The 17,519-nt window shown below is 68.6% G+C and carries 7 protein-coding genes and 1 pseudogene; 7 read left to right on the top strand and 1 reads right to left on the bottom strand.

The genetic code is table 11. The annotated features are described in order from the left end of the window. Positions 1-254 precede the first annotated feature (254 nt). The 3 genes and pseudogenes from ASD66_RS25710 to ASD66_RS14165 all read left to right on the top strand — a co-directional run. Positions 255-371 (top strand): annotated as a pseudogene (locus tag ASD66_RS25710) (DUF2510 domain-containing protein); the annotation flags it as partial. 30 nt (positions 372-401) lie between these two features. Beyond that, positions 402-791: a hypothetical protein gene (locus ASD66_RS14170; RefSeq protein ID WP_056891269.1), complete on the top strand. Its 390-nt coding sequence runs from the start codon at positions 402-404 to the stop codon at positions 789-791. Positions 792-936: 145 nt separating this feature from the next. After that, positions 937-1,518, top strand: coding sequence for a hypothetical protein (locus tag ASD66_RS14165; RefSeq protein ID WP_235530097.1), 582 nt, complete (start codon positions 937-939; stop codon positions 1,516-1,518). Positions 1,519-1,688: 170 nt separating this feature from the next. Here ASD66_RS14165 and ASD66_RS14160 read toward each other — a convergent pair whose 3' ends face one another. Then, on the bottom strand, positions 1,689-6,356 hold the full coding sequence (locus ASD66_RS14160; RefSeq protein WP_082599495.1) for a family 78 glycoside hydrolase catalytic domain: 4,668 nt from the start codon (positions 6,354-6,356) through the stop codon (positions 1,689-1,691). Positions 6,357-6,633: 277 nt separating this feature from the next. Between ASD66_RS14160 and ASD66_RS14155 the strand changes: the two genes are divergently transcribed. The 4 genes from ASD66_RS14155 to ASD66_RS14140 all read left to right on the top strand — a co-directional run bounded on the left by ASD66_RS14155 (position 6,634) and on the right by ASD66_RS14140 (position 17,368). Next, positions 6,634-9,780: a glycoside hydrolase family 78 protein gene (locus ASD66_RS14155; RefSeq protein WP_056891266.1), complete on the top strand. Its 3,147-nt coding sequence runs from the start codon at positions 6,634-6,636 to the stop codon at positions 9,778-9,780. Beyond that, a complete protein-coding gene (locus ASD66_RS14150) occupies positions 9,777-13,526 on the top strand; it encodes a glycosyl hydrolase (RefSeq protein WP_056891265.1) in 3,750 nt (1,249 codons plus the stop codon). The genes ASD66_RS14155 and ASD66_RS14150 overlap by 4 nt, the downstream gene beginning before the upstream one ends. Before the next feature lie 50 nt (positions 13,527-13,576). Next, positions 13,577-16,828, top strand: a complete 3,252-nt coding sequence (locus ASD66_RS14145) for a family 78 glycoside hydrolase catalytic domain (RefSeq protein WP_056891264.1) — start codon at positions 13,577-13,579, stop codon at positions 16,826-16,828. Between the two features lie 78 nt (positions 16,829-16,906). Continuing rightward, a complete protein-coding gene (locus tag ASD66_RS14140; protein ID WP_200950043.1) occupies positions 16,907-17,368 on the top strand; it encodes a type II toxin-antitoxin system RatA family toxin in 462 nt (153 codons plus the stop codon). Positions 17,369-17,519 lie beyond the last annotated feature (151 nt).

Below are 17,519 nucleotides of genomic sequence, written 5' to 3'. Positions count from 1 at the left end.
GCACTGCGCCTCCGCGGCAGTCCTGGCCCGACACCTCGGGCTCGGCCCGGACGTCGAGGCGACCCTGGCTCAGGTATGGACTTGTCGCGCCCGTCGACTGACGGCTGTGGCACCGGGTCCTCGACCACGCCGAACATGCGTAGATCACGTGTGCAGTTCCAGTCCGCCCGAGAGACAAGAGTCGTTCCGCTGACAGGGGCTGTGGCCAGAGTTAGCCTGCCATGGGTCGATCTGACATCCAGACGACTTCGTGAATGCGGGGAGCCATGTCTGAAGTGCCACAACACCCGACGCCGGCTGTCATGCCAGGTTGGTATCCGGCACCCGAGGGCCCTTTCGAACGGTGGTGGGACGGCATCCAATGGACCGCTCACACACGACCATTCGGATTCACGACGCCCATGGCGGGCCTCTCAACGCCGGCACGCGTCGCCGGATGGCTCGTGGTGGCTTTCGGTGCGCTGGCGGTCGTCGGCGCACTCTTGCCCTGGGCCTCGGCAGGACCGTTCAGCGTTGCCGGGACCAACGGAGACGGGATCATAACGCTCCCGTTGGGCATCGTTGCCGTTGCGGCCGGCATAGTCCGTGGCGTGGCGACGCGACCTTCGGGATGGCAGATAGCTGTTCCCATCGTGGCCCTCGTCGTGGGTGTCCTGGTCGGTCTGATTGGCGTCATTGACACCATTTTGGTCGCCGACGAGGCGACCGTTGGTGGGGGTCTTCTGCTGACGATCCTCGCTGGGCTCGGGATCGTCGCGTCGGCCATGTTCGCCCTGATCAAGCAGAAGTGAGCTGGGGATGTGTGGCCGGAGACATGCCAGGAGATCGAGTCGTCATTTCCGTCAGAAGGGCAACAGAATGTTGACGCTGAATGGCGCTCAACCGCGTTGCACAGTAGGGCTAAGGCGGACGTCGTGTTGTCTACTCCTGCTGGTCTTGGCCACAGTTATGGCCGGATGCGGCGGAGATGATCCCAACTCGGCGTCGGAGACGGCAACGGTCACCGTGACGGTCACTGAGCCAGCTGGGGACGACAATGGCGCCGAGCTCGATCCAGCGGAGCAAGGGGAGCCATCGGGCGACTCCGAGCCCGTTCTGGAAAGAGCGGGTGACACCGTTGTGCTTGGTCCCGACGACGAGGGGACATCTGTTGCGGTGACACTGAACAAGGTCACCTACCCGAAGCCCAAGAGCGACGACACCGTGTCACCCGAGCGGGTCTTCGTCGCGGTCGAGATGACGATTCGACACCTCAGCGGTCCGGATGCGTATGGGACGAACGTCTACCCGAATTTTGAGAGCGCTGATGGACAGTTGATCACCGACACTGGTTGGGCGATCGCCATGCTGGGGGCCTACGGCACCGGAGAGTTCAGCGAGGAACTGCCCGACAGCGTGGGCCCCGGTCAGTTCCTGAAGGGTTGGTCACTCTATGAGATACCTGCAGAGGCAGGGGCCTTGATCTTCCCCCACGGACCCTCGGGATTCAGGATCACGGTTGACCCGACGAAAGGATGAGGCTTCTCGCCGAGCACCAGGTACCTTCGTGCGGTTGATGTCGCCGCGAGGATCGCCCTGTGGGAGTTGCCGGAGGGCGAGTTCACCCAGCCCTCCAGCCGTATCCCACCTGGGCACACGGCCGCTGACGTACCGCCCGTCGGGGCGACCGCCAACAGCCATCGTCAGGCCTAGCGAATCAGCCGGATGCTGTTGATCCCGAGGTCTCCCTGGGAGCTCAGCGGATCGAGCCGGAGCATGGTCAGCGGGCTGTCCAGCGCGGGGATCGGCACCAGGTACACGTGCTCGCCGCCTGCCTGGACGCCGAACCTCGCGCTGTTGCCCTCGCTGGGACCCGGTGAGGCCTGTGTCCCCCAGAAGAGCTGCCCGTCTCCGTCGATCGACGAGGTCATCGTGATCTCCAGGTAGGCACCCTGCGTGACGTCGAAGGAACCAGCGCCGGGACCGTAGGCCAGGTTCGGGTCTCCGCCCGTCGAGGTGGCACGGAGGGCGCCATCTGCCACGGTGAAGTCAGCGAGCTGGCTCGTCGGGGTCCAGCCCTCGGTGTCACCTGCCGTGTTGAACTCCCACCGCTTCAGCGCGGACGAGATCCGCACCTCGGCACTGTCACCGGCGGCCGGGCCAGCCTCGTAGAAGGCATCGACAGCGATGACTGCGGCGAGGTTGGTCGCGTCGGCCGGCGAGGTGACGGTCACCTGGACGGACGCATCCGCGTCCGCGGCCAGCTCATACGTCTCGGTCTGTGGCGTCACCGTCCATCCCGGTGGGGCACTGAACCTCAGCTCGCCGTTCAACGGAGCATCCGGGCGCTGGTTCTCCAGGGTGACGGTCACCGTGGCGGAGTCTCCCGGCTCTTCGAGGAGTGAGGGCTCGGCGGTCGTCGAGACGATGCGCACGGGCGAGACCACGTCCACGAGCACGCGCACGGGCACCGTCGTCGTGGCAGGGCCGCGGCGATAGCTCATGGAACCCTCGACCTCCAGACCCTGCACGAGTGGCTGGTCCTCGGCCACGTGTACGTCGAGTGGTACGTCGATCGACTCCCCGGGGCCGACCTGCTCGGACACAGTGGCCGGGTCTGCCGACCACCCAGCAGGCAGGTCGAGGGAGAGCTTCAGGTCACGGACTGGTTCCGAGCCGTTGTTCGTCAGTCGCCCCACGACACGCAGGCTCGACCCGGGGATGGCAGGACCTTCCCCCTGCACCAGCGACGCCGAGACGTCATGGAGCCGCCGGGCGGCCTGGGACATCGCCGAGTCGACCCGCGCCAACGACGCGGTCAGCGCATCTGCGTCGCCGGTGCTGACGGCTCCCTCGGTGGCCCAATCGTCGATGAGCCTGCGAAGCCGGTCTGCCCGAGCCTGCGCGCTGGCCAACGACTCGGTGGCCAGATCGGTGTCGCCAGCCAGATACGCCTGGAAGGCGTCGTCCAGGCTCGTCACGAGCTGGCCGGCCTCGACCGGCAGTCGCTTCTGGACCACCTTGGGCGCTTCCGGAGAGCCGGCCACCTCATCGGCCAGGTCCTGGAGGTCGAGAGCCCTGGCGGCAGCCAGCCCGATGTAGCCCCGCACGTCGTCCGACTCGAAGGCATAGTCCCCGGAGCCCACCTCGAAGACCGCCGCTCCGTCCTGCATCCGCACGAAACGGACGCCGGGTGCTTCGCTGGCGAGACCGCCGCCTTCGAAGACGCCCTGCTCGCTCACCGCCGGAACGTGAACCCGCGCCACGGTGTTGGCGGGAACGGTCACGTCGAGGGTGAGCTGATCGTCAGAGACGGTCCGCCACGCCGACCGGATCTCACCGTACGGCGAGTCGTGGCTGACGTCGGCGTGGGTCAGCTCGCCGCCCGGCCTCGGTGCGACGCGGAAGGTCGAGTAGCCGGGCCCGGTCGACCGGATGCCGCCGATCGAGGAGTACATCCACTCGCCGACCGCGCCGTACGCGTAGTGGTTGAAGGAGTTCATCCCCGGGTCCTGGAAGGAGCCGTCGGGGCGGATCGAGTCCCACCGCTCCCAGGTCGTCGTCGCGCCCTGGGTCACCTCGTACAGCCAGGAGGGGTACTGCTTCTCGAGCAACAGCCGGTAGGCCACGTCGTCGCGACCGACGGCGCTCAGCGCGGGGAGCAGGTGCGGTGTGCCGAGGAACCCCGTGCTCAGGTGCCAGCCCTTGGCCTTGATCGCGGCGACGAACTTGCGGCCGACGGCGTCCAGCTGTTCCTCCGGCACCAGGCCCATGTCGATCGCCATGGCGTAAGCGGACTGGGACCCGGTGCCCACCTGACCGTCCGGTGCGATGAACCGGGCGGCGAACGCGGCCCGGACGTCGTCGTACAGCGCCCGGTAGTCGGCCGCGGCCGCGTCGCGCCCGGTCGCTTCGGCCATCTCGCTCAGCAGCCGGGCGTCGAGCGCGTAGAAGGCGGTTGCCAGCAACGTGTCCGGAGTCGGGTCGTTGAGGTTCAGCCAGTCGCCGATGCCGTGGCCGTTCGGCACGATGCCGTCCTGCGCCACTGAGGTCCAGTGGTCGACCAGGCGGACCATGGCCGACCAGTTCTCGTCGATCACGCTCTTGTCGCCGTGGTTGCGCCACAGTGCGTCCGTGACCGTGATGAACCCGTCGCCCCAGCCCGCGGTGGCGGTGCTCTCGCCCACACCCGGCTCGGTGCCCGGCGCGATCATCGGCATGACGCCGTTCGGGTGCTGGTGCAGCCGCATGTCCCGCAGCCACTTGGTCAGGAAGGCGTAGGTGTCCTGGTTGAACACGGCGGTGTCCGCGATGGCGTTGAGGTCACCGGAGTAGCCGAGCCGCTCGTCGCGGGCCGGGGTGTCGGTGGGCACGGACAGGAAGTTGCCGCGGATGCCCCACGAGATGTTGGACTGCAGCTGGTCGAGCATCGGGTCGGACGTCGAGAAGGACGCGGCAGCAGCGTTGTCGGTGCCGACGACGATGCCGGTGACCTCCTCCGCGGCCGGTGGTACGTCGAGACCGGTGATCTCGACGTAGCGGAAGCCGTGGGAGGTGAAGTGTGGGCTGAACTCGACGGTGCCGTCCTTGCCCAGGGTCACCGTCTCGGTGGCCTTCGCCGTCCGCAGGTTCGCGGTGTAGAGCGTGCCGTCCGGGTTCAGCACCTCGCCGTGCCGGATCCTGACGACGTCGCCGGCCTCGCCGGTCAGCCGGACCTTGACCCAGCCCACCATGTTCTGTCCCAGGTCGTAGACGGAGACGTCGGGCTGCGGGTGGGTCAGCTCGACGACGTCCAGCTCCTCGGTGACGCGCGCCGGGGGATCGGTCTGAGCGTGCAGCTCTCCGGGTGTCGGCGTGAGCACGCGCGCCGGCGACCAGTCACCGGTCGTGTCGGGTTCGCTCCACCCCGGCACCTGCCGGCGGTAGTCATAGGTCTCACCCATCAGAAGGTCGGCCTCGAGCACCGGTCCCGGCGTCGTCGACCAGCTCTGGTCGGTGGTGACGACCTCGGTCGTGCCGTCCTCGTAGGTCACCTCGAGGCGAGCCAGGAAGGCCGGGGCCGACCCGTAGCGGTTCGCGCCCACCCAGGCCAGGTGGCCGGCGTACCACCCGTTGCTGAGCTCGGCGCCGATGGTGTTCTCGCCCTGCTGGAGGTGGTCGGTCACGTCGTAGACCTGGTACTGGACCAGCTTGCTGTAGTCGGTCCAGCCCGGGGCGAGCTCGTGGTCTCCCACCCGCTGGCCGTTGATCTCCGCGCGATAGATACCGAGGGCCGTCGAATAGAGCCGGGCGGAGGCGACCTGCTTGTCGAGCGCGAAGTCGCGACGCAACAGGGGGAGCGCCTGCTGCTCAGTGGACATCACGCCGTTCTCCACCACACCGGAAACCTTGAGCACCCCGTCGCGCACCTCTCCGATGGCGAACGGGTTGACGCCGTCGGAGAAGTCGGTGTGGAACAGGACCTCCTCGCCCTTCGAGACGGTCACCTCGCGGACGTCACCGGACTCGCCGGCGGCGGTCCGGAAGCCGATGGTCCCTGACGAGCGCAGCGGAATCGGCCGTGAGTCGATCTGGTGACCGTCGATGCTCGTCGCGGCGACACCGTCGGACAGGTCGATGGTGATCTCGTGCTCGGCGCCGAGACCACCGGGCAGGACGTCGTCCGCGATGGGCACGTCGGCGAGCGCGGACCATGTGCCGTTGACCCTGCTGTGTGGCCGGAGGCTCGGTGCGCCGCGGTTGGACAGCTGCCACATGTAGTTGTTCTGCGAGGCGGCCGAGTCGGAGTAGAAGACGATGCCGAGGGCCTCCTGCACGTTGCTGGTGCGCACCGTGAGGGTGTAGTTACTCCAGTCGACCCCGCGCGGCGCATCAGACGGTCCGCCGATCCATTGCGCCCCCCAGCCCGAGGCCGACGTCGCGTCGTTCGCGAGTGCCGTCTCGAACCAGTCGGGCTCGCTCCACGCGCTCATGGCGCCGGTGCCGTCCCACACCCGGACCCGCCAGTGGTAGCGGGTCTTCTCCTTCAGGGCAGGTCCGGCGTACCGAACGTTCACCGACTTCGAGTCGGACACCCGACCGCTGTCCCACACGACCGCGTCGTCGAAGCCGTCCGCCGTCGTCGCGACCTGGATCTGACGCGCCGACTGCACGATTCCGCGGTCCGGGCCGTGAAGCTGCCACGAGAGGACCGGAGGCTCGACGGGCACCCCCAGGGCGTGTTCCAGGTGATTCGTCGAGAGCTGCCCCACGGAGAGCGCGTCGTTCTCGGCGGCCACCGGTGCCGACCTCAGGCTGAGGGTCGCGGCCAGCATCGCCACGAGCACGAGTGGCAGCACCAGGACTCGCGGGAGATTCCAGCGGGATGAGCCGGACATGTGGCCTCCAGGGCAACTGAAGCGTTTCAGGGATTCCCGACGCTAACAGCGGAAGCCCTGGACAAACAGGCCTACGGCTGACCGAACCCGGTCATGTTTGCGTGGTCGGCGAGATGCTCTTTGCCCGTCCGTCACGCTTCTCCTGAGCCACAGATGGCCGATACCGGACACGTCGTTGACGTGACGCCAGTCACGCACCTAGCGTGCGATCTGGAATTGAAACGATCCAGCGCACTCGCTTGTCATGCCTGACATCCCAACCCTGGAGATACCTCTCATGTCTCGGATCATCGCCATCATCGCCACCGCGTTCGCCCTGGCCCTGGGCAACTCGGCGTTGGTCGTCGCACCGGCGACCAGCGCCTCCGCGACCGCGCCCAGCAGCGACCTGCGGGTCGGGCAGCTGACCGTCAACGGCACCCACAACCCGCTCGGCTTCGACGACCCGACGCCACGGTTCGGCTGGGTGATGCAGGCCAAGGAGAACGGCCAGGCACAGACCGCCTACCGGCTGCTGGTCGCGACCAGTCCGTCGTTGCTCAAGGCCGGCCGGGCAGACGTGTGGGACAGCGGCAAGGTGGAGTCCGCCGACTCCCGGCAGGTGGCGTACGACGGCCCGGCCGTCACCTCGCGCACCCGCTACTTCTGGAGCGTCCAGGTGTGGGACGCCGCCGGCCAGCCGGCGCCGCCCAGCAACGTGGCGTGGTTCGAGACCGGGCTGCTGCAGAAGTCTGACTGGACGGCCGAGTGGATCGCCCACGACGCGAAGTTCTGGCTGCCCACCACCAACACCGAGCAGAGCTATCCGGCGGAGCTGCTCGCAGGCAAGACGCTCGGCCAGACGTTCACCGCCGACCGCACCTTCGACGCGGCGGCCGGCCGGATGCCCACCTGGAACACGGCCGACTCCGACGTCACCGTGACGCTGCGCGCCGACGGCCCCGCCGGCGCGGTGCTCAAGACGCAGCGCCTCGTCGACCACCCGGACAACGGCTGGGGCGAGGTGAAGCTCGACGAGCCCGCCGAGCCGGGCACCTACTATCTCGAGATTTCCGACGTCGAGGGCAAGGTCGGCTGGTGGAGTCACAGCGACGACAAGTACGCCCACGGCACGGCGTACGCCGACGGCAAGCCGGTCGCCGGTGACCGCACCATCCGGTGGACCCCGACGACCGAGGCCGACGACGAGCGCACCTCCCAGCTGCGCAAGGAGTTCGAGCTCGGCGACGACATCACATCCGCACGCCTCTATGTCACGGCGCTCGGCGTGCACGACGTACACCTCAACGGTCAGCTGGTCAGCAAGGACCGTTTCGCCCCGGGCTGGACCGACTACAACAAGCGCGTTCAGTACCAGACCTACGACGTCACCGACCTGGTCCGCGGCGGCGACAACGCCATGGGTGCGCGACTCTCGACCGGTTGGTACTCGGGCAAGATCGCGATCTATGGCCAGAACCTCTATGGCCAGCTCCCGGGCCTGCTCGCCCAGCTCGAGGTCACCCACGCCGACGGCACCACCGAGACCGTGACGACCGACGACTCATGGCGCAGCACCCGCGGCGAGATCCGCGAGTCGGACATGCAGGACGGCGAGGCGATCGACGCCCGCGAGGCCACGCCCGGCTGGACGACGTCTGGCTATGACGACTCCACGTGGAAGCCGGTGATCCCGAAGACCGGCGTGACCGCGGAGCTCGTCGCCCAGGCCGACCCGCCGGCGCGGGTGACGCAGGAGCTGCCGACGCAGGAGATGACCGAGCCCGAGCCCGACACCTACGTCTTCGACCTCGGACAGAACATGGTCGGCACCGCACGGATCCAGGTGCGCAACCCGGAGCCGGGCCAGGAGCTGACCATCCGCTACGGGGAGGAGATCAACCCCGACGGCACGCTCTACACCGCGAACCTGCGCTCGGCCAAGGCGACCGACACCTACATCGCCAAGGGGGACGACGTCGAGACGATCGACCCGGTGTTCACCTTCCACGGCTTCCGCTACGTCGAGATCACCGGCTACCCGGGCCGCCCGGAGGCCTCCGACGTCGTGGGTCAGGTGATCAACACCGACGCCGCCGAGACCGGCTCGCTCGAGACCTCCAGCCCGATGCTCAACCAGCTGCAGAGCAACATCACCTGGTCGCAGCGCGGCAACTTCCTCAGTGTCCCGACCGACTGCCCCCAGCGCGACGAGCGGATGGGCTGGACCGGCGACATCAACGTCTTCGCACCCACCGCCGCCTTCAACATGGACGTGTCGACCTTCCTCGGCGACAAGTGGCTGCGCGACCTGCGCGACGCCCAACGCAGCGACGGAGCGTTCACCGACGTGGCGCCCTTCGTGCCCGTCGTCGGGGCCGGCAACACCGGCTGGGGAGACGCCGGCATCACCGTGCCCTACACGGTCTGGCAGACCTACGGCGACACCGAGGTCATCGACGAGAACTACGACGCGATGGCCGCGTGGATCACCTACCTCACGAACAACAGCACCGGCTACATCCGACCCGACTCCGGTTACGGCGACTGGCTCAACCTCGACGACAACGCCCCACGCGACCTCATCGGGACGGCGTACTTCGCCCACGTGAGCGGCCTGATGTCGCAGATGGCGCAGGCAGTCGGGAAGACCGCGGACGCCCAGAAGTACGCCGACCTCGCCGACGCGGTGAAGCAGGCGTTCGTGAAGAAGTACGTCGCCGTCGACGGCAGCCTGCCCGGCGACGCGCAGGCCGGCTACGTGATCGCGCTGTCCTTCGGGCTGATCCCCGACGACCTCGTCGACGAGACGGCCGACCACCTGGTGGCCAACCTCGAGCGGCACGACTGGCACCTGGCCACCGGGTTCCTCGGCACCCCCGACCTGTTGCCCGTGCTCACCGAGACCGGCCACACCGACGTCGCCTACCGGCTGCTCAACCAGCGGAGCTATCCGTCGTGGGGCTACGAGGTCGAGAAGGGTGCGACCACGATCTGGGAGCGGTGGAACTCGATCGAGCCCGACGGCAGCTTCGGCGACGTCAACATGAACTCGTTCAACCACTACTCCTACGGCGCGGTCGGCAACTGGATGTACCGCAACGTCGCCGGCATCCAGCCCGACCCCGAGCACCCCGGCTACAAGCACTTCACCGTGGCGCCGATTCCCGGCGGCGGACTCACCCACGCGGAGGGGTCCTTCGACAGCGGCTACGGCACCATCACGTCGGCCTGGCGCCTGGACGACGGCGACCTGTCGCTCGACGTCACGGTTCCGGTCAACACGACCGCCACCATCGAGATCCCGGCCGACGACCCGGTCCTCGTGGGGGACACCCCGGTGGCCGACGCCGCGGGGGTCACGTCGGTCTCGCGGGACGGCGACGTCGTGCGGGTCGAGGTCGGTTCCGGCACCTACCAGTTCAGCGAGGGGAACGCCCGATGATGCGGAAGAACCTGGTGGGACTGGCCACGGCGGCGTTGCTCGTCGGTCTGTTCGGAGCGGCGCAGGCCGAGGACTCCGGCAGTGAGGGTCCCGACTGGGACGACACCACCGGACGCCTCGATCCTGCGGCGTTCGCCGAGCCGCCGTCCACCAGCCGGCCGCACGCCTTCTGGTTCTGGAACGGCGAGCTCACCGAGGCCGAGCTCGACCGGCAGCTCGACGAGATGCAGGCCAACGGCGTCGAGGAGTTCTTCATCCACCCGCGGCAGGGCCTGGGTGGCGAGTTCGGCGTGACGGAGAACGACTACTACCTGTCCACCGACTACTTCGACAAGGTCGAGCACGTCGTGGAGCAGGCCGCCGACCGTGGCATGAAGGCCTGGCTGTACGACGACCTCAACTGGCCGAGCGGCTTCGCCGGTGGGCGCACCGTCCGCGGCGGTGAGGTCGACGGCCGCACGATCGAGGCGAATCCGACCTACGTGCCGTGGTATCTGACCCCGATCGCTGCCGACGTGCCCGGCGGCACGACGTACGACCAGCCCGTGGCGGCGAAGGACCGCGAGGGCCCGGTCGACGACGAGCTGGTCGCCGCGGTGGCCTACCGCAAGGCTGCCAGTGGAAGCTGCGTCACCAACGGGGAAGCCCGAGGGGTCGAGCTCGACGGCTCCTCGGCGCGCGAGCTCGAGCCGCAGGACGGCCGCCTCTCGTGGACCGCCCCCGCCGGTGACGGCTGGTGCGTGGTGCAGCTCGTGCAGCGCCCGTTGCTGAACTATCACCCCGACCTCGAGCCCGACGAGCCGTACGTCGACATGCTCAACCCGAAGGTGACCGAGAAGTTCATCGACATCACCCATGAGTCGTACGCCGCCCGTGTCGGTGAGCAGTTCGGCGACACGATCCCGGGCATCTTCAACGACGAGCCCGGCTTCTACAACAACTTCCCCGACGGCCGTGGCGGCGCGGACTCGCGCGGCTCGGTCGCCTGGACCCCGGGCTTCCGTGACTACCTGACGCACAACGCCGGGTATGACCTCACCCGCGACCTGGCCGCGCTCTGGTACGACACCGGATCCGACACCACGAAGGTGCGCGTCGGCTATCAAGACGCCCTGTCCGACAGGTACAACGAGGCGCACACCGTCCCGCTCGCCCGCTGGGCCGACGACCACGGCATCGCGTTGATCTCCAACCCTCTCGTCGAGGAGGACCTCGGTAGCCACCGGCTGATCCAGGGTGGCAGCTGGTTCGAGATGCAGCGTGAGTACCAGCTTCCCGGCATGGACCTGATCGGTGGTCTCAACCCGTCGGCGATCACGCCCAAGCTCAACTCGTCAGTGGCGCACCTGTTCGGTCGCGAACGCAACCTCGCCGAGACGTTCGGCGCGTTCGGGTGGGACCTGACGATGGAGGAGATGCGGCGCACCGTTGCCTGGGAGGCGTCCGGCGGCGTGGACCTGATCGACAACCACGCGTTCTACTACTCGACCGACGGCAAGCGGGCCTTCGAGTCGCAGCCGAGCGAGTTCTTCCAGAACACCTTCTGGCCGCGGTTCCACCGGTACGCCGACTATGTCGGGCGGCTGACCGAGCCGGCGCGCGGCGCGACACCGGTGAACCCGGTCGGCGTGCTCTACCCGAGCTCGTCGGTGATGGCGACCGGAACGCCGTGGGACGTGCGTGGCTTCGCCGGCAACGGCGCGGCGCTCGGACCGGTCGACGCGTCCTGGACGGGGACCTCCAACGCGCTGCTGCAGGGACAGCTCGACTTCGACTACCTCGACGAGCTCGCCCTCGCAGGCGACGAGGACCTCGGGGTCGACCTCGAGGTGAGCAAGGGTGACCTGGTGCTTCGCGACCAGCGTTGGCAGACCCTGGTGATGCCGCGGGCCGACGTACTCTCCCTGGAAGCGCTGGACACCATCGAGCAGATGGTGCGCAGCGGCGGCACTGTGGTCGCGGTCGACGGGCTGCCGAGCAAGGAGGCGGACGGTCGTGACGCCCAGCTCCGCACCCGGCTGGAGGCGTTGTTCGGCACCGATCCGCTGCACGCCCAGAAGTCCCAGAAGGACCACGGGAGTGGCGGCCGCGCCGTGTTCCTGCCCGATCGCAGCGAGCTCGCCGACGTGGTGAGGGAGCGGGTCACGCCGGGCGTCACCCTGGCCCCGGAGACGTCGGCGGTGCGGGTGCGACACGTACGCCGCGGGGGAGACGACGCGTTCCTGGTCGTCAACCTGAGCGACAAGTCGGTGCGCACCACGGCCGACTTCGACGTGGCAGGCGTGCCGGAGCTGTGGAATCTCGACACCGGCGACCGTCGCGTGGCACCGGTCTACAGCAAGAGCGACGACTCGACGGCGGTCGACCTGGACCTGGACCCCTACGAGGCGGTCTGGGTGACGTTCCGACCCGGTGCCCACGCACCGGGAAGGACTCCGCATCTCACCGCCACCAACGCGGCCGAGGTGACGGAGGTGACCGATGACCTCCGGACCACACTGGTCGTCGAGGAGCCGGGCACCGTCTACGCCGTGGGCAGTCTCGGAGACCGGCAGTACGCCGCGCAGACAGAGGTGACCGACCCGATGGAGCCGATCGCCCTCGGCGGCGACTGGGACTTCCGGTTCGACGCCGACGGCGCGAGCACGGTGACCCGACCGCTGCGCAGCTGGACCGACCTCGACCCGGACTTCTCCGGCTCGGGCGCCTACACCCGCGAGGTCGAGGTGCCGACGGACTTCCTGGCCGACGGGCGCCGGATCCGGCTGGACCTCGGCGACGTCCGTGAGCTGGCGGCGGTCTCGGTCAATGGGGACGCCCCCACACCGTTGGACGCGCGGCCCTACGTGGTCGATGTCACCGACCGGTTGCACCCGGGCAGCAACACCATCGAGGTCACGGTCACCAACACCAGGACGAACCAGCTCGAGCACAGTCCTCGTGCCTCCGGGCTGCTCGGGCCGGTGAAGCTGCAGCCGGTGCGGGTCGTCTCCCTCGATCTGCAGGAGGGCGCTGAGGTCACGTCGTACGAGCTCTCCGTCGACCCGGCCCGGACCACCGTGCTGCCCGGAGGGACCGCCACCGTGCGTGCCCGGATCGACGGGGTCGCGCCCGACACGCTGGCCGGCACGCTGGCCACGCAGGCACCGGACGGCTGGACGGTCGAGCCGGCCAGTGCGCCGGTCGCCCTGGACTCCGACGGGCGGCGGGTGTCGCACGAGGTGCCGCTCGACGTGTCGGTGCCGGCGGGCACCGCAGAGGGCTCCTACGAGGTCAAGGTCAGCTTCTCCACGGACGGCGGAGAGCCGGTCAGCCGCACCGTCACCGTGCGGGTGTCGAACGCCTTCGCGTCATGGGAGTTCGACACTCCCGGTGACACGGAAGGGTGGTCGGCAGGCAACCAGGTGAGCGAGCTGACCGTCTCCGACGGGGTGCTGGGCTTCTCGGCCACCGGCGGCGATCCGTACGTCGTCGGGCCGAACGTCGATGTCGACCTCGCCGGCGGCGCCGTCGTCGAGATCACCATGGACTCGTCGGTCTCCGGTCAGGGCCAGTTGTTCTGGGCGACGACCGACGGCGGCTTCGCCGAGTCCCGGAGCGGACGGTTCGACACGGTGGCCGGGACAGGCACCTACCGCGTGCCGATCCCGGCACAGGCGGCCGGACTGCGGCAGCTTCGGCTCGACCCACTCTCCGGCACCGGAGACCTCGCGGTGCAGGCGATCCGGGTGCTGCCGGCCGGGTGAACTGACTCGATGTGTCCATGCCGAATCGCTTCATCACTGGGAGTCCGACGATGCCCTTGTCCTTGACGCAGCGCGCCTCACGTGTGCCGCTGGCCCTGCTCACCGCTCTTGCGCTGGCCATGGTGAGCCTGCCGCCCGCATTCGCGAACGGGACCACTCCGGTCGTTGAACGTGCACTAGCGACGGCGCCGGGCAACGGTCTGCGGGTGGGCACTCTCGAGGTGGAGCACCAAGCCACCCCGCTCGGGATCGACGCGGCACGCCCTCGGTTCGGGTGGGAGTTGAGTGCGTCGGGCAACGGAGCCGAGCAGTCGGCGTACGAGATCGTGGTGTCCACGGGGAGCGGCCGGCCGGAGCAGATCTGGGACAGCGGCAAGGTGACGTCGTCGCGCTCGGTCGACGTCGTGTACGACGGCCCCGCCCTCGAGTCGCGCACCCGCTACTCCTGGAAGGTGCGGGTCTGGGACGCCCGGGGCAAGGCATCGCAGTGGAGCGCGCCGGCCCGGTTCGAGACCGCCTTCCTCGCCCCGGAGGAGTTCGAGGGCGACTGGATCGGTGCCCAGGACGAACTGCCCAAGCCCTCGTTCGAGGACGCCAGCTGGATCTGGTTCCCCGCGGGCAAGCCGGCCGACTCGGCGCCCGTCGGCAACCGCTTCTTCCGCACCGCGTTCGAAGTTCCTGCCGGTCAGGCCATCGAGGCTGCGGAGATGCAGCTGACCGCTGATGACTCCCTCACGCTCTACGTCAACGGCGCAGAGATCGTCAGGTCGCCGCGGGTGCAGGACGCGTGGCGTACGGCCACGATCGTCGACATCGCGGCCCACCTGCAGCCCGGCCGCAACGTGATCGCGATCGAGGCGGTCAACGCCCAGCCGGGGCCTGCCGGCCTGCTCGCTTCGCTCAAGGTGACGGTCGGGGGCGCCGGCGACCCGTTGCGGATCGTCACCGACGACACCTGGGTCAGCAGCGAGACCGCGGCGGACGGCTGGCAGCAGTCCGACTTCGACGACTCCGCCTGGCCCCACGCACTGGTCGGGGCGGCCTACGGCTCCGGTCCCTGGGGCAGCTCCGTCACCGTGTCGACTCCGCCGGAACCCTTGCTGCGACGCGAGTTCGCGGCGGACAAGCCCATCGCGTCTGCACGGGCCTACGTCTCCGGTCTCGGCTACTACAAGCTCTTCGTCAACGGGCAGCGGATAGGCGACCACGAGCTGGACCCGGGCTTCACCGTCTACGACAAGACCGTCCTCTACGCGACGTACGACGTCACCGATGCGCTGCGGTCGGGTGACAACGCCGTCGGCGTGAGCCTGGGCCGCGGGTACTACGCGATGACCCGACCCGACGAGTGGATGACCTCGCCCTGGCACGGCGAGCCCAAGCTGAAGCTCCAGCTCGACATCACCTACGAGGACGGCACCTCGACCCGGGTGGTGAGCGACGACAGCTGGAAGCTGGCCGACGGCCCCACGCGCACGGAGTCGCTGTGGTTCGGCGAGACGTACGACGCGAGGCTGGAGCTGCCGGGCTGGACCGGGCCCGGGTACGACGACGCGAGCTGGCGGGCCGCACGCTCGGTCTCGGCTCCCGAAGGCACCTTGACGGCCCAGATGTTCCCGCCGATCAAGGTCACCGAGCCACTGCAGGTCGGCACGGTCACCAACCCGGGGAGTGGCATCCACGTCTACGACTTCACGAGCCCGACCGCGGGCTGGGCGAAGGTCGCGGTGAGCGGGCCGGCCGGAGCGGAGGTCAAGATCACCTACGGCGAGAAGCTCCGCGCCGACGGCACGGTCGACAACTCCGGGGCCTTCGGCATGGCGATGCAGGCCTACACCTACATCCTCAACGGGGACGGCGTCGAGACCTATCGTCCGAGCTACAGCTATGCCGGGTTCCGCTACCTGCAGGTCGAGGTGCCTGCAGGTGTCGAGGTGGAGTCGGTTGCGGGGGAGCGGGTTCACTCCGCGGTGCCCACCACCGGGGAGTTCCACAGCTCCAGCGGGCTGCTCAACCGCTACCACGCGGCACAGGCGAACACGATCCTCAACAACCTGCACTCGGTGCCGACCGACACCCCGATGTATGAGAAGCGCCCCTACACCGCGGACGGACAGCTGATCTCGGACTCGGCGATCGCGAACTTCGACGTCCAGGAGTTCTACGCGAACTGGATGCGGGCCCACCGCGACGACCTGACCCCCGAGGGGACGCTCGGCCACACCGTCCCGGGCACCGTCGGCGGCAAGCAGGTCGTGGACCCGGTCTGGTCGGCCAGCTACGTCCTCGTCAACTGGGACCTCTACTGGTACTACGGCGACACCCGCGCGATCGCAGACAACTACGACAGCATGAAGGCGTGGCTCGACCACTTCGAACGTGACGTGGCGAAGACGAACGGGATCTACACCGGGTTCAGCTACGGCGACTGGCTGGCGCCTGGCGCTGCCAACCCGCCCGAGGGGACCCGACTCACCGGCACCGCCTACCTCCACATGACCGCGACAGCGATGGCCAAGATGGCCACGGCACTCGGGCACGACGCGGATGCCGAGCACTTCACCGACTTCGCGTCCTCACTGGCCGACGCGATCAACGCGACGTTCTACGACGAGTCCGAGGGGGCCTACTACGACGACCCGGCCGCCGGCTACCGGCAGACGTCGAACCTGTTCCCGTTGAGTCTCGGGATCGTCCCGCAGGAGCACCGCAAGACCGTGATCGCCAACCTGGTCAAGGACATCAAGGACCGCGGCGTCCACCTCAACACCGGCGCGCTCGGCACGAAGATCATCCTTCCGGTGCTGACCGATCTCGGGTACGGCGAGTTGGCGTACGACGTCGCCACCAACCCGACGTACCCGGGCTGGGGCTACTGGTTCGAGGAGCTCGGGGCCACCACCATGTGGGAGGAGTGGCAGGAGTCGTCGCGCTCGCACCAGCATGCGTTCCTGGGCACCGTGGACGACTGGCTCTACCAGCGGGTGGCCGGGATCGAGCCGGCCGCCCCGGGCTATTCCGCAGTGCGGATCAAGCCCTACCCGGTGGGAGACCTCAAGAACGCGTCTGCCCATGTGTCGTCCCCGCTCGGCCGGGTGGGCTCGTCCTGGCGACGGAACCGTGACCACTTCACCCTCCGCGCCGAGGTGCCGGTCGGTGCGTCGGCCGACATCTACGTGCCGTCGTCCGACCGTCGTTCGGTCAAGGCCCCCAAGGGCGCGACGTTCGTGGGAATGGAGGATGGCTACGCCCGGTTCGAGGTCGGCTCCGGCAGGTACGCCTTCCGCGTTCTCCACGACTAGCCGCGTGCTCACCCCTCCGATTTCGGCAGCGGAGACGGAAGCACGGGCCCCGAAGAGTCGTAGAATGTTGGTGGTCGAATGGGAGCCAGCATCATGGGCGAACGTCAGCTCACCGTGAGGCGCAAGGTGGCCGCGTCCAGCGACACGGTCTGGGACGTGTGCGCGGATTTCCCGAACCTGGCGGACCACTGGGACGGCATCAGGGCCTCCCGAGCAATCGGCGAGCAGACCCACGGAGTCGGTGCCCGTCGCCAGGTGGACCTGAAGCCAGTCGGGTCGATGCTCGAGACCGTCACCGTCTGGGAAGAGGGCCAGACCATGGCCACCGCGAACCAGCCCTCGGTCCTCGTGCCGTTCAAGCAGGCGGAGTCGCGGCTCACCCTCGAACCTCAGGGAGACGGGACGGCGATCACGTTCGACTACCGGTACGTGCCCCGGGGCGGTCCGCTCGGACGAGTGACCGGCCCGGTCATCGACAGGATGCTGAACACGACCTTCGAGAGTCTGCTGGACGCCATCGAGGAGTCCGCCGCTCGCTGACAGAACGGGTGCCGGCGCCGCGAGTGACGGGTCTGCGCCCGACAGTTGAGGCAGATGCCTCACGCGGTGCGAGGGCGTGCCGGCCCACTGTGAATGCATGACAACCACGACACCACGGCAGGCCGTTGAGGCGCTGCAGGACAACCCCTCA

It is taken from the genome of Nocardioides sp. Root151 (assembly GCF_001427925.1).
Lineage (GTDB): Bacteria > Actinomycetota > Actinomycetes > Propionibacteriales > Nocardioidaceae > Nocardioides.
Note: the sequence above shows the minus strand (reverse complement) of the source record. Positions and strands in the feature narration are given on the sequence as shown.

Excerpts from the sequence above, each read along its gene's own strand:
- ASD66_RS14170 (WP_056891269.1), top strand. The coding sequence starts at position 402 with ATGGCGGGCCTCTCAACGCCGGCACGCGTCGCCGGATGGCTCGTGGTG.
- ASD66_RS14160 (WP_082599495.1), bottom strand. The coding sequence starts at position 6,356 with ATGTCCGGCTCATCCCGCTGGAATCTCCCGCGAGTCCTGGTGCTGCCA.
- ASD66_RS14155 (WP_056891266.1), top strand. The coding sequence starts at position 6,634 with ATGTCTCGGATCATCGCCATCATCGCCACCGCGTTCGCCCTGGCCCTG.
- ASD66_RS14150 (WP_056891265.1), top strand. The coding sequence starts at position 9,777 with ATGATGCGGAAGAACCTGGTGGGACTGGCCACGGCGGCGTTGCTCGTC.
- ASD66_RS14145 (WP_056891264.1), top strand. The coding sequence starts at position 13,577 with ATGCCCTTGTCCTTGACGCAGCGCGCCTCACGTGTGCCGCTGGCCCTG.
- ASD66_RS14140 (WP_200950043.1), top strand. The coding sequence starts at position 16,907 with ATGGGAGCCAGCATCATGGGCGAACGTCAGCTCACCGTGAGGCGCAAG.